The organism is Staphylococcus nepalensis (assembly GCF_002442935.1).
In the GTDB taxonomy this organism is placed as follows: Bacteria; Bacillota; Bacilli; order Staphylococcales; family Staphylococcaceae; genus Staphylococcus; species Staphylococcus nepalensis.
The window spans coordinates 49,063-66,166 of record NZ_CP017466.1; the positions used below are offsets into that span (position 1 = coordinate 49,063).

The following is a 17,104-nucleotide window of genomic DNA, read 5'->3' on the forward strand; positions in this document are numbered from 1 at the left end:
ATGATTAATATATATAGAATTATTACCGTATTTTTATCAATTATAAGTATAATATTTAGTTTATTAAATCATAATGATATTCCCAAAAACTTGCTTTTTTTACCATTGTGTTTTGTTTTACTTTTTTTAATTATACCTTCCTTTTCAAAATATAATTTTAAAAACATAGGTATTACTATTTTAAATTTTTCTATGCTAATAAGGTATTCAATATCACCCTTATTAATGTCGATTTATGGAGTGAATCTGAATTCAGGATTATATTTATCTGAAAAGGTACAATCAAGAGCTATTAATTTAATGATATATGAGATGATACTTATATTTATAACTTTTTTAATATTTCAAAAGAGATTTTATAAATCTTCACAGAATCAAATTAAGTTAATTAAACCTAGCAAAAGTTTATTTAGTTGGTTATTTGTCATCGTAGCTCTAGTAGTTATTTTAGTTTTCCCAGAAATACTTAGTCGATATTCGTTTGTATGGACAGCAACTAAGCTGAAAAGTAAAGAGGTTGAAGGAATTTCTTATTCATTTTTACTTATAATAGTACAATTAGGCCATTTAGTTTTTACGGTAAATTTAATTAATTTATTGTATAAATATTACACAAAAAAGAAATCTTTGACACTTGTAATTTTATCGTTATTTGTTGTTGGAGTATCTTCATCATTTATGGTTGGTACTAGTAGGTTTAGTATTGTATTACCTTTAGTTACAGGTTTATTTACAGTTTTTTTAATTTATAAACCTTATAGAAGATTAATTGGTTTATTTTCATTAGTTATCTCATTAGTTTTAATCATTTTAACAAGTATCTTAAAGACCAAAACAATTGCCGGTGAAAGAAGTTTAAGTTCATTATCTAAAGGATTTAATGAATTGAATAGTAATTTGCAATTGTATTTTTCAGGAGTAGCTAACGTATCACATTCATTAAATACTAGACTGATATATGAACCATTTAACTTTGATGATATTTTAGCGGATTTATTTAAATCGGTTGTATTTATAAGTAAATATTTCATGGATTTTCAAAGTGCAATAGTTAATTATAATATTAACTTTTATGGTAGAACTGGAATTCAAGATCAAATATTACCTATGATAGGTCAAGGTTATCTATATTTTGGTTATATTTTAGCGCCTGTTTTTTCAATAGCAACAATTATAATAATTATGTATCTAGATAAAAAAATAGTTGAAAATAATTCTTTGTTCAATATATATATATTAGTTTATTTATGTCTTAAATTTGCATTGTTTAATATGGCAAATGCGACAATCCTAATATCATTTTTTACAAACTTTTTTGTTGTTTTAATGGTTATAAATATACTGAATAAACGCATTAGGTTAGGTAGGGATGTTAAAAAATGAATATCGGAAAAAAAGATGTACTTTGGGGATATCTAAGCTTAGGAATGGTTCATGGAATTAATTTATTGCTATTACCAGTTATTTTAAAATTTTTAAATATCAATGAAATTGGATTGTGGTACACATTTACATCATTATATGGAATGGCGATGTTAATAGATTTTGGGTTTCAAACAGTAATAGGTAGGAATATAAGTTATTTATGGGCTGGTTCTAGTGAAATAAAAAAAGCTAGTTACAATAATAACAAATTGTCTTTTGACATAACATACTTTATAAAAGTACTTTCAACTGTTAAATTTATATATTTTTGTATGGGATTAATAGTGTTAATATTTTTATCAACAATTGGCACAATTTATATAATTGAAATATCTAAAGATGAAATTGAATTACAAAGTGCTTTAACTGCATACTTTTTGTATATGACGTCTATTATTTTGAATATATCATTTTCATACTGGAATGCTTTGTTAAAAGGTATTGGAGCAATTAAATCATATAATCAAATACTTATACTAACTAAATCGGTACAATTAATTTTATCAATTTTATTTTTAATTTTTGGAATGGGAATTGTAGGTGTGTCGTTAGCATATTTAATATCGGTAATCGTAAATAGAATAGCGCAATCCAAAATATACTATAATTTTTCGACTGATACTTATAATACTCAAAAGCAAATTAAAATATCCTATAATAAAGAAATATTTATGGCGTTGTTACCAAATACAATGAAAACAGGAATTCTATCATTTACAAACTACTTAATAATAAATTTCCCAATAATTTTAAGTTCATACTACTTATCACTTGAAATGTCTGGTAGGTTCGGACTTTTTAATCAAATATTGACTATAATCATTACTATTTCTAACTCTTATTTTAATACTTATTTGTCTAAAATTAATTATTTAAGAGTGAAAAATCAATATTACGAAGTTGTAGAAATTTTCAAAAAAGCAATGATGACTAATTATATATTTAATATTACAGCTTTTGTATTACTAGTATTTATGGGTGGATATATTTTAGAGTTAATAAATAAAAATTATGAATTAATACCTATAATACCAATGATCTTAGTGATTATTTATAGATTTTTGTATAACAATCAAGGGTTATTCACAACATTTCTTACTACTAAAAATAGTATTCCTCACTACATACATTTTTTAGTTTCAGCTATAGTGACTATTATTGTACAGATTATACTTCTTGAATTTGTTGATAATAGCTTGATAAATCTAATATTACCATTATTATTTGTGCAATTATTTTTTAATAATTGGTACTGGGTTTATTATGTTATCAAAGACATAATAAAAGATAAAGAAAGTTATGACAATGAAATAAATTAAAAAGAGTGGGGATTTGATGAAGATACTATTTGTTGTAAATAATTTTAATTTTGGTGGTCCGCAAAAAAGCTTGCTTAATCTGATGTATGAATTGGAAGATAAAGATGTTGAAGTTGATTTAATGGTTTTGAACAATCAGAAGCAGTTAAGTAAGTATCTACCGAGTTATGTAAATATTGTAGAGGTTCCATCTAAATTCTCTTTGTTAATGTTATCTAAAGAAAACATTATAAAAAATATGGCTAGAAACATAACTCATCCAATATTAATTTTAAAAGTCATAATTTTTTTGATAAAAAGCTTATTGAAACTACAAGAAAATGTCAAAGCCAAACAAATATTTTGGATTAAAAACAAATGGAAATGTAAAAAAAACAGAAAACACTATGATTTTGCTATTGGTGTATCTGGCGGACATTCAGTTTTTTATATTGTTGATTATATTAATGCAAAAAATAAACTAGGCTGGATCAGAACAGATTATAGAGTCTTAAAAAGAGATAATGATATAGATTCTACTTATTTTGATCAAGTAGATGGTATGTTATCAGTTTCATCATTGTGTGCAAACATATTTGAAGAATTATTTAATATTAAACCAAAAGTTTTTTACAATAGCTTACCGACTAAGTTGTATCAAAATATACAAAGTAAGCCTCTAGAAATTGATTTGAATAAATTGAATATTTGTACGATTTGCAGATTAGATACTGGAAAAGGATTAGATTTATTAATAGATGCAGCTGTGATTTTAAAAGAAAATAATATAAATATTAACTGGTATGTCGTAGGTACTGGGAAATTAAGTAATTGGCTTAAAACAGAAATTGAAGAGCACGAGCTCCATGAAATTGTAAAACCATTGGGATTTGTATTTAATACAGGAAATATAATTAAAAAAATGGATTTCTTAGTTCATCCTTCAAGATTTGAAGGAAAGTCTAATACAATTGATGAGGCGCTCTATTATTGTAAACCTGTGGTAGCAACAAACTTTGAAACTGTATATGAACAAATTAATAATGGGAAAAATGGCTTTATTGTTAATATGGATGGTAAGGAAATTGCAAATAAGATTATGAAGTTAGCTAATAAACTTCATCTATTAGAAGTTATGAAAAGTAATATTATTAAAAATAAAGTAGAAGAAATCGATAAAGGAAAAGAGTTTTTAAATACAATCTATAGCTTCGGAAAGGGATAATATGAAAGTAACTATATTTACACCTACCTATAACAGAAGAGACACTTTACCAAGACTTTATGATTCATTATTATCACAAACTTCAAAGCAGTTTGAATGGATAATTGTTGATGATGGTTCAACAGATGATACTGAAGAATATGTGAAAAGTCTAGAGACAGATTTATTTGATATCAAATATATAAAACAAAAAAACGTTGGAAAACACGTTGCTACAAATGTTGGAATGAAAAATGCTAATGGCGATATATTTACTTGTTTAGACAGTGATGATTGGTTCTATGAGGATACAATTGAGTTTATAATTGAAGAGTTCAAAACAAATAAAGAGATGACAGGATTTATTGCATTAGATACATATCAAGATGGATCTATTGTAGGAGAAAAATTACCGGAAATAAATTTTGTTAACTGGGTAGATTTACGTTATAAACATAACGTTAAGGGCGATAAATGTTATGTCTTTAGGACAGATGTTATTAAAAACATGACATTTCCACAGTATGGAAATTCTAAACATATGCCGCCTTCATATCAATTATTTGAATACAGTAGGAAATTCGATTTTAAATTAATTAATAAGCCATTAAAATACGTTGAATACTTATCAGATGGATTGACATTTCAGATAAAAAAACAATATTTTATGTCAGCAGAAAATTATTGCGAATATAGAAAAATCGGACATCAGTTATTACCTAATAACAAAGAAAAAATTAAAAATATAATTTTATTTGATATTTCGTGGATTCATACAGGTTTTAAAAAAGAACATCAATTTCAAGGTACAACAAATAAGTTGTTGTCTATATTATTATTGTTGCCTTCTACTGTTATATATTTCTATTTTAAAGGGAGATTGATATGAACAAAAAAAAGCTAAGGCAAAAAATTATAAAAGTTGCACAAATCCCAATTAATATTATACCAAAGTTAATTCTTAATATTATTTGGGATGTAACTAGCACTAGTGAATCGTTAGGTGCAATTTTATATCGTTATTTATATATAAAAAAATATGCTAACAATATAGGAGAGAATGTATTTATCGGTAAATACGTTACATTAAAAAATATCCAAAATTTAAGTGTTGGAAATAATGTGAGTATACACGCATATAATTATATCGATGCTTTTGGTAATGTAATTATTCGCGATAATGTTTCAATTGCAAATCATTCTACTATAATTTCTTCTAGTCATACTTGGGATGATATTAATAAACCTATTAAATATAATCATGTAACTAAAAATCCAATAATGATAAAAAATGATGTTTGGATTGGTTCAGGGGTTAGAATATTAGGCGATTCAATAATAGAAGAACGAAATGTTATTGCGGCAGCAGCTGTAGTTAATAAAAAAACAGAAAAAAACTCATTGTATGTTGGTGTTCCCATAAAAAAAATAAAGGAGATATAATATGAAAATTCTAATCACAGGAACAGCAGGTTTTATCGGTTCTCATTTATCAAAAAAATTAATATCACAAGGTCACAAGGTTGTAGGTATTGATAATATAAATGATTATTATGATGTAACAATTAAAGAAGATAGATTGAAATCAATCGGTACAGAAAATTTCACTTTCTATAAAATTAATCTTGAAGATGATTCAGCAATGGATGAAATATTCAAAAATGAAAAGCCTCAAATAGTTGTTAATTTAGCTGCTCAAGCAGGTGTTCGTTATAGTTTGGAAAATCCTAGAGCATACATTGATTCAAATATAGTTGGATTCACTAATATATTAGAGTGTTCAAGACATAATAAAGTAGAACATTTAATTTATGCTTCATCTAGCTCTGTTTATGGTGCTAACACTTCTAAGCCGTTTGCAACTTCTGATAATGTTGATCATCCTTTAAGTTTATATGCCGCTACTAAAAAATCTAATGAGTTAATGGCTCATACATATAGCCATTTATATAATTTACCAACTACTGGGTTAAGATTTTTTACTGTATATGGACCGTGGGGAAGACCAGATATGGCATTGTTTAAATTTACGAAAGCTATTGTGAATGATGAGAGTATTGACGTATATAATCACGGTAACATGATGAGAGACTTTACATATGTTGATGATATTGTTGAAGCTATAAGTAGATTAGTTAAGAAACCAGCACAACCAAATCCTGAATGGTCTGGGGCTAATCCAGATCCTAGTTCATCTTATGCACCATACAAAATATATAATATCGGTAACAATAGTCCAGTTAGATTGATGGAATTTGTTGAAGCAATTGAAAATAAGCTAGGCAAGGTTGCTAAAAAGAATTACATGGACTTACAACCAGGGGACGTACCAGAAACTTATGCAAATGTAGATGAATTATTTAATAATATTGATTTCAAACCAGAAACTACAATTCAAGATGGAGTTAATAAGTTTGTTGATTGGTATTTAGATTATTATAAATAAAGATAATAAGGGAGATTATGACATGAAGAGAAAAATAGCTATCGTTGGACTAGGTTATGTAGGGTTACCGGTTGCTGTAGCCTTTGGGAAACAACAAGAAGTTGTTGGATTTGATATTAATGAAACAAGAATTAATGAGTTGAAAAGTGGCTATGATCGTACTAATGAAGTGACTGATAATGATTTAAAAGAAAGTAATATTCTATTTACTAATCAACCAGAAGTACTAAGCAAAGTTGATTTTATTATTGTAGCAGTACCAACTCCTATCAATAAAAACAATCAACCTGATTTAACTCCGTTGATCAAAGCTAGCGAAACAGTTGGTAAAGCTTTAACAAAAGATACTATAGTAGTGTATGAATCAACTGTATATCCTGGCGCAACAGAGGAAGATTGTGTACCAGTACTTGAAAAATTCTCTGGTTTAACTAGTGGAAAAGATTTCTTTGTTGGCTATTCACCTGAGCGTATTAATCCAGGAGATAAAGTACATACATTTGAAACTATTACAAAAGTTGTTTCTGGTCAAACGCCAGAGGTGTTAGATGTAGTTGCTGAAGTATACAGTATGGCAATTAAAGCTGGAGTTCATAAAGCGTCATCAATCAAAGTAGCAGAAGCTGCAAAGGTTATTGAAAATACACAACGTGATGTAAATATTGCATTAATGAATGAAATCGCAATTATATTTGATAAAGTTGGAATTGATACTACAGAAGTATTAGAAGCTTCAAGCACAAAATGGAACTTCTTAAACTTCAAGCCTGGATTAGTTGGCGGACATTGTATCGGTGTAGATCCATATTACTTAACTTATAAAGCACAAGAACTAGGACATCATCCAGAAGTAATATTAGCTGGAAGACGTACCAATGATAATATGGCTAAACATGTAGTAGCTAATATTATTAAAGAATTATTGAAAAAAGGTATCGAAGTTCAAGGTATGACGATTAACTTATTAGGCTTAACATTCAAAGATAACTGTCCTGATTTAAGAAATACTAAAGTTATTGATATCGTTAGAGAACTAGAAGAGTATGGGATGAGTGTTAAAGTTAATGATGTAGAAGCAGATAAAGCAACTGCAAAAATATTATACGATATTGATTTAATAGATAAAAATGAAATGACAAAATCTGATGCACTAATATTTGCAGTTTCACATAATGATTATGTTGAAAATAAAAATGAATATTTAAATTTATTAAATGACAATGGTATTATAATTGATATAAAAGGACTAATTAAAGATAATGATTTAAAAGTAAATCAAACTATTTGGAGATTATAATATGAAGATTGTTCAAGTAGTGGCGGTCGATGTAACTTTAGAAACTTTGCTAAAGCCCTTAATTAAAGCTACTCAAAATAAAGGGATTGAAACTCATTGTGTATCAAATAAAGGTCCTTATTATAATGAATTAATAGATAATGATTTTTATTTTCATGAGGTTAAAATTGATAGAAAAATTAGTCCAATTAATAACTTGAAATCGATAATCTCACTAGTGAAATTATTTAGAAACATCAAACCGACAATAGTGCATGTGCATACTCCTGTAGCTTCTGTCTTAGGAAGAATTGCTGCTAAAATAGCTAAAGTTCCAGTGATAATTTACACGGCACATGGTTTTTATTTTCACGAAGGTATGTCAAATAAGCAGTATAATTTTTTTTATAAAATTGAGAAATATGTAGGAAAATTCTGCACGGATTATATATTCACACAAAGTGAAGAAGATTTTGAAGTTGCAAAATCAGGAAAGTTTTTATCTAAGAAAAACAGTGATAATTTTGTTCATATTAGCAATGGTATAGACATTACTAATAAGTTTAATTACAGCAAATTTAAAAAACAGCGTAACATAAACTTAAGAAAAAAATATGGATTGAGGGAAGACGATCTTGTAGTCACATTTATAGGTAGATTAGTGAAAGAAAAAGGTATACTAGATTTTTTAGATAGTTATAAATTTTTACAAACTGAAAATGTAAAATTTATAGTTATCGGTGGTTTACCTGAAGGTGAAAGAGATACTGAGACAGTAAACAAACTTGAAAAATACAAAGCAAATAAAAATATAATTTTTACAGGACACATTAAAAATATTAATGAACATTTGTTTATGAGCGATGTGTTCTGTTTGCCATCATATAGAGAAGGAATGCCAAGATCTATTATTGAGGGGATGGCTATGAAAAATGCAATATTAGCAACCAATATTAGAGGTTCAAGGGAAGAAGTGTTACATGGCAAAAATGGTTATCTATTTGATATTAATGATAGCCAAGCAATAGCAAAATATATAGAAATTCTGTCAAATAATCCTAAATTATTAAATGATTATAAAGAATTTAGTTTTGAAAGAGCTCATTCTATCTATAATGAAGAACTTGTTATTAAGAAGCAATTAAAAATATTTAATAAGTACAAATGAGGTGGAAAATTGAAAAAATTATTTGATTTTACTAGTTCTTTATTTGCAGTTTTTATTTTTTTACCAATATTAATCTTTACATCTATAGCAATTAAACTAGAATCTAAAGGTCCAATCGTTTTCAAACAAAAACGACCTGGTATAGATAATAAAATTTTTAATATTTATAAATTTAGATCTATGAAAATTGAAACACCAGATGTAGCAACTGATAAAATTGATGCAAATATGTATATTACTAAATCAGGACGTTTTATTAGAAGAACTTCAATCGATGAATTGCCTCAATTATTTAATATTATTAAAGGTGATATGTCTGTAGTTGGTCCAAGACCAGCTTTATATAATCAATATGATTTGATTGCTAAAAGAACAAATGAAAATGTGCATACGGTAAAGCCAGGTTTAACAGGTTTAGCGCAAGTTATGGGTAGAGATGATATTACAGATGATCAAAAAGTTCAATATGATAAATATTACGTTGAAAACCAAACTTTCATTTTAGATATGTTTATTATATACAAAACGATTAGAAACACGATAACATCTGAAGGTGTGAAACATTAATGGGAAAAACAATTTTAATCACTGGTAAGAATGGATATGTTGGGAATCGTATAAATGATTATTTAAAAGCACAAGGTCATGTTGTTGATCAAATTAATGTTAGAGATAATCAGTGGAAAGCATTAGATTTTAGTAAATATAACGTCGTTATACATTTAGCAGCAATTGTACACAATAATAACCCAAATGTTACTATGGTAGATTATATGAATGTAAATTACCATTTAACTAAAGAGCTAGCTGAAAAAGCTAAAACCGAAGGCGTAAATCAGTTTATATTCTTTAGTACAATGTCAGTATTTGGACTTGATGGCGAAGTAGGTAAACAAGTTATTATAGATAATAACACTTTAACTAAACCAACAACTTCTTATGGAATATCAAAACTACGTGCAGAAGAAATGTTACGTGAAATTCAATCAAATGAATTTAAGGTAGCTGTTTTAAGACCACCAATGATTTATGGGGAATCAGCACCAGGTAATTTTAGCAAGTTAATCAAAATATCTAAAATTTTACCTCTATATCCTCGGATTGATAATCAAAGAAGTAGCATATATATTGAAAATCTTGAGATTTATATTAATGAACTTATTGAGAATGAAGGTTCAGGTATATTACATCCTCAAAATAATGATTACTTAAATACGAATCATGCAATTTTTAAAATGAGAGAATTGCAAAATAAGAAAAGTATGAGTATTAAATTACCAAACAGTTTATTAAAATTATTTGGTAAAGTATTAATCTTTAATAAATTATATGGAAATTTAATTTATTCAAAGGATATTGATGACTTTGAATATACCGCTAGATTCACAAATGAAATTGAATCTTACAGAAAGACAATTAATAAATAAAAAGATGTTATTAAAGAAGTGTGATTTATCAAGGACCTCAATAAGTGCTGAAAAACATTATGTATTTCAGTACTAAAAACACGGTAAAGTTAGTACAAATTCTAGCTTTGCCGTGTTTTTGAATTTATTAGTTTAAGATAGTAATAATTTCATATCAATTAGGTTATTCAAAGGAATACATGATGTTTACTAGATTCATGCAAGCATGTACTTATTGCTATTTATTTCTTATATATACGAGTATCAAATGATGATATGTTGTTTCAATATCATACTTGATGATAAAGGTAACAGAGAAACATAAAATTTTTAGCAAAATAACTGATAAGGGGAAGCATATCATAAGTGATGCGGTTTTTTCTTGAAAAATTTAATCAGATATTAGAATCCTTTAATTTATTTGAAAATCAGAAGTGAGTAACAAGGGCAAGTGAAATAGTTAGTGAAATAATTGGAGTTATAGGAATTTATTGAGACGTATGAAGATGCGAGGCATTTATTGAGTAGATTATAATTAGAGCATGTAGGTGATTTGCTTCTCCATGCAAGTAAATTATGACCTTTTAAAAATCCTATAAGAATTTAGAAATTTTAGAATAACTAAATATTAAAAAACATATCGTATGAAAGTGAACTTGGGATGAGAGACTATAGCTAAATTAAAAATTTAGCAAAAACTAACTTAAAGACTGTGAACAATCTTTAAGTTAGTTTAAAAATAATTAATTTAAGCAAAATTATCTGCTTTTTGGGATCGCAGCCATCTATAATAATCTTTTGCTAGTAGTTGATAAACAGTGTCATAAAAATCTCTATTATTGCCAAACATTTTAGAGTATGCAGCTTCTCCTTGATTATATTGATCAATCAAGAAGTCTAGGAATTGTTGTTGGAATAAACTATTCGCAAACATTTCTTCGCTATTGTTTTGAGCCATGTTTACAAGTTTCGCATTTGTATTGTTTATCAATGTTTCTCGCATATTTTCAACGAGTACTCTATCGCCTTGAGTAAAATCATCTGGGAAACGTTCATTGATTTTGTGTATAATTTCATTTAAAGAATCGTACTCATCTTCAGGTTCAACAGTTGCACTCACTTCTGAAGGATGAGCCAATTGCCCACTTTCTATATCTTCATTGACGAGTTCTATATTTCCTCTGAAATCTTCTTGCAATTTATAGTATTCTAACTTTACTTTGTCTTCTATATCGATATAATTGCGTTGTTTTTTAGGAATGAATTTTAATAAAAAACCAGTAAAAATACTTTCTTCTAGTAACTCTTTGTCAAAAGTACGATCAATTTGAGCGATATAATTATACCATTTGTTAAAGTTTCTTAGTGTAACTCTGAAATCGTATTGAACATCTTCTGGAAGATCATTGTATCTACTGATAACGGGACGTAACACACTACTCAATCGACCAAGTAATTGATCATTTTGTTTTTGTTTTGCCTGACGATTTAATTTCATGACTGTTTGAATGTCATCATCATTGTATATATGGAATTTACGGAGTTTACTCTGTGTATCATAAATTAAATTAATATTAATTTCTTCTTTTAGAGAAGTTGCTTCGTAAAAAGGTTGGAATGCTTCATATATTTCTTCTTCAGTATTTACAAAATCAAGAACAAAAGTATCTGCTTTTCCAGGCATAGTACGATTGAGGCGAGACAATGTTTGGACTGCCTTTACTCCGCGTAATCTCTTATCGACAAACATTGTATGAAGTAAAGGTTCGTCAAATCCCGTTTGGTATTTTTCTGCGACAATTAATAAATTAAAGTCTTCACTATGAAATGCTTCTTTCAGTTGATTTTCTTGGATGCGTTCTCCAGATTGTGTTAAGTTCATCTTTGGCTCTGTATATTCAATTCCATCATCTTCTACTGTACCTGAGAAAGCGATTAACACATCCATATCTGTGTATCCTTTTTCTTTGATGTATTTTTTAAATTCTTGCATATACCGTACGGCGTGGAGTCGAGAAGCTGTCACAATCATTGCCTTTCCTCTACCTTGAATTGCTTTTTGTGTCACTGATCTAAATTGTTCAATCATAATCTCGGCTTTTTGTCTAAGAACCCAAGGATGAAGAGATTGATATTTAGCGATAGCTCGAACAGCTTCTGTCTTTGGCAATTCCGGGTCTTCTTCAATCGACTTCGCAATTTTATAGGAAGTACTGTATGTCATGTAATTTTGTAAAACATTTAGAATAAATCCTTCTTCTATGGCTTGTCTCATGCTATAAATATGGAATGGATGATAGGAACCATCTCCTTGTTTTGTTCCAAACATTTCAATGGTTTTTTCTTTTGGTGTAGCTGTAAAAGCAAAAAAACTTAAGTTATCATGTTGACCTTGAGACAGTAGCGTTTGAACAATTTGATCTTGATCATCTAGCGATTGATCTTCAACGCTTTCTTCAAATTCTTGGTATTCCTTTAAAGAAGCTTCTTTGTCTGCTAACGCATGTTTTAATTTTTGTGCACTGTTTCCTGTTTGAGAAGAATGCGCTTCATCGACCAAAATCGCAAAGCTTCTACCTGCTGTATTATCTATTTCATCATAAATTACTGGGAACTTCTGTAATGTAGTAATAATGATTTTCTTTTGATCATTTATAGCTGTTTTTAAATCTTGAGAAGTTTTATTATCTCCAATAGTTTCGACTTGTCCAGTGGTATGCTCGAAACTCATTAATGTATTTTGAAGTTGGCGATCTAAAACAGTACGGTCTGTAACAATAATGACCGATGAATAAATCGGCTGATTCTCGTCATTATGCAAGGAAGCAAGATGGTATGCCAACCAAGCAATACTATTAGACTTACCCGAACCAGCAGAATGTTGAATGAGATAATTCTTTCCAGGACCATGATGCTGAGTATCTGATATTAATTTTTTCACAACATCCAGTTGGTGATAACGTGGAAAAATCAGTAGTTTCTTCTTCTCTTCTAAGTTCATAAACCGTTCAATAATATCCAATAACTGATGACTTGTGAGTACATTTTCCCATAAATAAGAAGTCGGATAGCCATCAGGATTTGGTGGATTTCCTGCGCCTCCGACATGACCAGGACCGTTAGATCCCTGGTCAAAAGGAAGAAAGTAAGTTCTGTTTTTTGCAAGTTTTGTTGTCATTAACACATTAAAATGATCTACTGCGAAATATACTAGAAAACGAGTATTAAATTGAAAAATTAATTCTCGTGGATCTCTATCTTGTTCGAATTGTAATCTCGCATGTTCTACATTTTGACCTGTGTATTGATTTTTAAGTTCTAACGCAACAAGGGGGATTCCATTAATCATTAACACCATATCAATGGTGTTTCTATGCTGATTACTATACTGAAATTGGCGCACGCATTGGAAACGATTGGCTTCATATTTTTTAATGTTTTCTGTGTTCAAAGATGATGCAGGTTGAAAGTAAACAACTTTAAAAGAAACTCCTCGATCCCTGATTCCTTTACGAAGAACATGTAAGATTCCATGTGTCGTGATTTCTTCATTTAGGCGTTTTAAAAATTTCTGTTCTGCATAAGTACGATAGATGGCTACATACCGCTTCCAATTTTTGGGTTGAGTTTGTTTTACAAATTCTAATAATACTGTTTGGTCAAGTGCGATATTTGCATCGTAATAAGTGTCTTGAAATCGTATAGATTCCCAACCACCATTTTGAACAAGGCTATTTTCTATGTCTTGTTCAAAATTAATTTCTCTATTTTTTATCACTGATATCACTCCTTACACTTCTTTTTTACCTGTAACATATTCGTAAATTAATGAATTCTTATAATTCTCTAATTCTTCAACGACTTTTGTTTTATCTTCAATAAGTCTATCGATAGTATCAACTTTATCATTTAGATATTTGAAGATTTCTTGTTGTTCATTTAAAGGTGGTTCTATAAAATTTAGTGACAATAAAGCTCGACTAGTAATTGAAGGATAAGCAATACCTGTTGAAAATTGTTCAACTTGATTAGTGAAGTAATCTGATTTAATTGCATATTCTAAAAAATTAGCTGAGATATGATTTCTAGGTTTTAAAACACAAAAACCTGTAGAAACAATTAAAGGAATATTATAATTTATTCTATCAATGCTTTTTAGGTAAGTTCGAACTGTAGAAATGATAATATCATTATGATAAACGATTTTTCTTGCTCTTGAAGGAGCATCTTTGAATTTAAGAGACTCTATTTTTTCCACTCCTTTTGCATAGGAAACCGAACTAATATCAACATAATTTATCTCATCGTAAGGATTCATTTGAGAATTCAATTGTTCTTTTCTTTCATTTACAGAATATTTTATAGGTTTAACTTCCCAATTTTTTGGAACATCACGAACCCACTCAATACCACTATCTTTCATTTCCACATTCGGGTCTATGCCTTTTGTCACCGATTCTGTGATGAGTGATTGTTTGTAATTTTTTAGTTCTTTGATGGATTGTTCGGTCTGATTTATTAATTTATTTACAACTTTTATGTCTTTTGCTAAACTCTTGACAATTAAGTCTTGAACTCTCCTAGGAGGTAGGGGAAGAAATAAACCAGCTAATTTATCCATAGGTATTCTCATTCTAATTGTATTCAATTTACCTGTAGATGACTCTCTCATCATTATTCCATTGCCTAAACCTAAAAGACTTCGTTGGAACTCTCTTGTTCGAAATAAATAATAGTAATAAGTTATATTAATTTCTTCCGAAGTTGTGTATAACGTATAATACACGGGACTAACAACACCCGTGTATCGAGATAGTCCTACTGCACCCGCTAATATATTCATACTGTTAATTACAATATCATTTGGATGAGCTACTTTATAGGCTGTTAGATCCGACTTGGATTTATTTCCGCCACCAGTCTTTTCTGCATAAGGAAAGATTCCTCTTTCGACTGATAATGATAAAATATTATCAGTAATTATTGGATTATTCTTTTCGTTTCTTTCTTCAAGTGTATACTTTAGCTTTCTAATTTCCCAATCCTCTGGTATTTCCCCAATCCACTTAATTTCGCTATCCTTCATTTTCCTAGTCAACATTTTCCACATCCTTCCCTGATAGTGCTTGGAAGTTTGCGACAATTGATTCCTCTAATTTTTTGATGCGTTCAGCAATGACTTCTGATGGCTCTGGTGCTGTGTACTTATAGAAAAGTCGCGTGAAGGGAATTTCATAGCCAACCTTATCTTTTTTACGATCCACCCATGCGTCTGAACTAAACGGCAATACCTCACGTTCAAAATATTCATTTATATCTTCTGTTAGAGGAATATCTTCTGTATCTCTAAGGTTCGTGTCTACATTTTTGCTTCCATTCTTCTTATAAACGATATCTCCGTTTTCGTCTCGTTGAGGCCGTTCAATAGTGACTTGAGTAAAACCAAATGATTCATTATCAAATATTTTTGACTCTACTGTTCTGTCTCCTAGATAATATTCTTTATTATCAAATTCTCCATAAGCTTGCACAATCATTTCTCGACATGCTTCAGAAATATCTACGCGTTTTTCACCAATATTCTTATGGCGTTTTTCATACATATTGGACGCATCAACGAGTTGTACTTTCCCTTGACGTTCTGGAGATTTATCTTTAGTAATAATCCAAATATATGTTGAAATTCCTGTATTGTAGAATAAGTCGTTAGGAAGTTGGATTATGCCCTCTAACCAATCATTCTCAATTACGTACTTACGAATTAAACTCTCGCCTCCACCAGGATTTCCAGAAAACAAGGCAGAACCGTTGTGAATAATTGCCATGCGTCCTGTTTCCTTTAACTTTGAAATACCATTGAGTTGAAACAGCAACTGTCCGTCACTAACTCGAGGCAATCCAACTCCAAAACGACCGAGTTCACCAAGTTCGTGTTCTACTTTTACTGCTTTTTGGTCCTTTTTCCAATCGACACCAAATGGTGGGTTGGAGATACAGTAATCAAATGTAAATCCTTCAAACTGGTCGCTCGTTAATGTACTTCCAAGTGCCATGTTTTCAGGATCTCCACCACGAATCATTGTATCTGCTTTCGCAATTGCATAAGTTTCAGGGTTTAGCTCTTGACCAAATGTAGCTACCTCTGCAGTATCATTCATATCGTGAATACGTTCTGTCATTGCTGAGAGCATTTGAGAAGTTCCCATTGTTTGGTCGTAAACAGTTTTGAAAACATGTTCTTTAAAGAAAGTATCTTTATCTTCGATAAGCAATAAATCAGTCATGAGATAAATGATATCTCGGCTCGTGAAGTGTGCTCCTGCTTCCTCGTTATAGCTTTCCGAAAATTTTCGTACAAGCTCCTCGAACACGTATCCCATATCTGTGCTTGTCATCTTGTCCGGACCTAGATATGCATCTGCTTTGTTAAATTCTTGAATCACATAAAATAGCGCATCATTATCTGCCATTGTCGTAATTTCAACGTCGAACTTAAAGTTATCGAGAATATCTTGCATATTTTCAGAGAAACCATTGAGATAAGCTCTAAAGTTTGATTCAATATTTGCTGGGTCTGCGAGTAATGTTTCAAAAGTATATAAGCTTGTATTATAAAATGAATAACCTGAAGCGTTCTTCAAAAGGTGTTCTCGCATCACGTTATTCATTGATTGAGTATTTTCTGCGGTCTTAAGAACCTCGTCTCGCGTTTTTAATAACGTATCGTGAAGACGCTTAATGACTGTCATTGGTAAGATGACCTTCCCATACTCATGGGGTTTATATAATCCTCTTAAAATGTCTGCAACGTTCCAAATAAGGTTGGCTTGTTTTTGGACGTTGATTGATGTTTGGTGGTGTCTTTTATATTCATTCATTAT

The 17,104-nt window shown here is 29.5% G+C and carries 13 protein-coding genes; 10 read left to right on the plus strand and 3 right to left on the minus strand.

Translation table 11 applies throughout. The features are described from left to right. Genes BJG89_RS00210 through BJG89_RS00255 form a run of 10 tightly spaced genes read left to right on the plus strand, consistent with a single transcriptional unit; the run spans position 1 to position 10,244 of the window. Positions 1-1,383: an oligosaccharide repeat unit polymerase gene (locus tag BJG89_RS00210; RefSeq protein ID WP_096807976.1), complete on the plus strand. Its 1,383-nt coding sequence runs from the start codon at positions 1-3 to the stop codon at positions 1,381-1,383. Beyond that, a complete protein-coding gene (wzx, locus tag BJG89_RS00215; protein ID WP_096807977.1) occupies positions 1,380-2,744 on the plus strand; it encodes an O-unit flippase-like protein in 1,365 nt (454 codons plus the stop codon). Before BJG89_RS00210 ends, wzx begins: the two co-directional genes overlap by 4 nt. A gap of 16 nt (positions 2,745-2,760) precedes the next feature. After that, complete coding sequence (locus BJG89_RS00220; RefSeq protein ID WP_096807978.1) at positions 2,761-3,948, plus strand: glycosyltransferase; 1,188 nt, start codon at positions 2,761-2,763, stop codon at positions 3,946-3,948. 1 nt (position 3,949) lies between these two features. Continuing rightward, a complete protein-coding gene (locus BJG89_RS00225; protein ID WP_096807979.1) occupies positions 3,950-4,816 on the plus strand; it encodes a glycosyltransferase family 2 protein in 867 nt (288 codons plus the stop codon). Continuing rightward, on the plus strand, positions 4,813-5,370 hold the full coding sequence (locus BJG89_RS00230) for an acyltransferase (RefSeq protein WP_096807980.1): 558 nt from the start codon (positions 4,813-4,815) through the stop codon (positions 5,368-5,370). Before BJG89_RS00225 ends, BJG89_RS00230 begins: the two co-directional genes overlap by 4 nt. Position 5,371: 1 nt before the next feature. Next, entirely contained in the window at positions 5,372-6,373 is a 1,002-nt protein-coding gene (locus BJG89_RS00235; RefSeq protein WP_096807981.1) for an NAD-dependent epimerase, read from the plus strand. A 22-nt stretch (positions 6,374-6,395) separates the two neighbouring features. Continuing rightward, positions 6,396-7,670: a nucleotide sugar dehydrogenase gene (locus tag BJG89_RS00240; protein ID WP_096807982.1), complete on the plus strand. Its 1,275-nt coding sequence runs from the start codon at positions 6,396-6,398 to the stop codon at positions 7,668-7,670. A gap of 1 nt (position 7,671) precedes the next feature. Then, a complete protein-coding gene (locus BJG89_RS00245) occupies positions 7,672-8,817 on the plus strand; it encodes a glycosyltransferase family 4 protein (protein WP_096807983.1) in 1,146 nt (381 codons plus the stop codon). A gap of 9 nt (positions 8,818-8,826) precedes the next feature. Next, a complete protein-coding gene (locus BJG89_RS00250; protein WP_096807984.1) occupies positions 8,827-9,384 on the plus strand; it encodes a sugar transferase in 558 nt (185 codons plus the stop codon). Continuing rightward, the gene (locus tag BJG89_RS00255; RefSeq protein ID WP_096807985.1) at positions 9,384-10,244 is read left to right on the plus strand and encodes an NAD-dependent epimerase/dehydratase family protein; all 861 of its coding nucleotides are present in this window, start codon (positions 9,384-9,386) and stop codon (positions 10,242-10,244) included. Before BJG89_RS00250 ends, BJG89_RS00255 begins: the two co-directional genes overlap by 1 nt. Before the next feature lie 727 nt (positions 10,245-10,971). On the opposite strand, the gene BJG89_RS00260 is transcribed toward BJG89_RS00255, so the two are convergent. From BJG89_RS00260 to BJG89_RS00270, 3 genes are read right to left on the minus strand one after another with little or no spacing between them, the layout of a single operon-like run. Beyond that, positions 10,972-14,001 (minus strand): type I restriction endonuclease subunit R, encoded by a 3,030-nt coding sequence (locus tag BJG89_RS00260; protein WP_096807986.1) that lies wholly within the window; start codon positions 13,999-14,001, stop codon positions 10,972-10,974. A gap of 12 nt (positions 14,002-14,013) precedes the next feature. Further along, complete coding sequence (locus tag BJG89_RS00265; RefSeq protein WP_096807987.1) at positions 14,014-15,324, minus strand: restriction endonuclease subunit S; 1,311 nt, start codon at positions 15,322-15,324, stop codon at positions 14,014-14,016. After that, complete coding sequence (locus BJG89_RS00270) at positions 15,314-17,101, minus strand: type I restriction-modification system subunit M (protein ID WP_096807988.1); 1,788 nt, start codon at positions 17,099-17,101, stop codon at positions 15,314-15,316. Before BJG89_RS00270 ends, BJG89_RS00265 begins: the two co-directional genes overlap by 11 nt. Positions 17,102-17,104: the final 3 nt, after the last annotated feature.

Bases quoted from the DNA above. Each gene is read 5' to 3' on its own strand.
- BJG89_RS00230 (WP_096807980.1), top strand. From the start codon at position 4,813: ATGAACAAAAAAAAGCTAAGGCAAAAAATTATAAAAGTTGCACAAATC.
- BJG89_RS00265 (WP_096807987.1), bottom strand. From the start codon at position 15,324: ATGTTGACTAGGAAAATGAAGGATAGCGAAATTAAGTGGATTGGGGAA.
- wzx (WP_096807977.1), top strand. From the start codon at position 1,380: ATGAATATCGGAAAAAAAGATGTACTTTGGGGATATCTAAGCTTAGGA.
- BJG89_RS00240 (WP_096807982.1), top strand. From the start codon at position 6,396: ATGAAGAGAAAAATAGCTATCGTTGGACTAGGTTATGTAGGGTTACCG.
- BJG89_RS00245 (WP_096807983.1), top strand. From the start codon at position 7,672: ATGAAGATTGTTCAAGTAGTGGCGGTCGATGTAACTTTAGAAACTTTG.
- BJG89_RS00210 (WP_096807976.1), top strand. From the start codon at position 1: ATGATTAATATATATAGAATTATTACCGTATTTTTATCAATTATAAGT.
- BJG89_RS00220 (WP_096807978.1), top strand. From the start codon at position 2,761: ATGAAGATACTATTTGTTGTAAATAATTTTAATTTTGGTGGTCCGCAA.
- BJG89_RS00225 (WP_096807979.1), top strand. From the start codon at position 3,950: ATGAAAGTAACTATATTTACACCTACCTATAACAGAAGAGACACTTTA.
- BJG89_RS00255 (WP_096807985.1), top strand. From the start codon at position 9,384: ATGGGAAAAACAATTTTAATCACTGGTAAGAATGGATATGTTGGGAAT.
- BJG89_RS00235 (WP_096807981.1), top strand. From the start codon at position 5,372: ATGAAAATTCTAATCACAGGAACAGCAGGTTTTATCGGTTCTCATTTA.
- BJG89_RS00270 (WP_096807988.1), bottom strand. From the start codon at position 17,101: ATGAATGAATATAAAAGACACCACCAAACATCAATCAACGTCCAAAAA.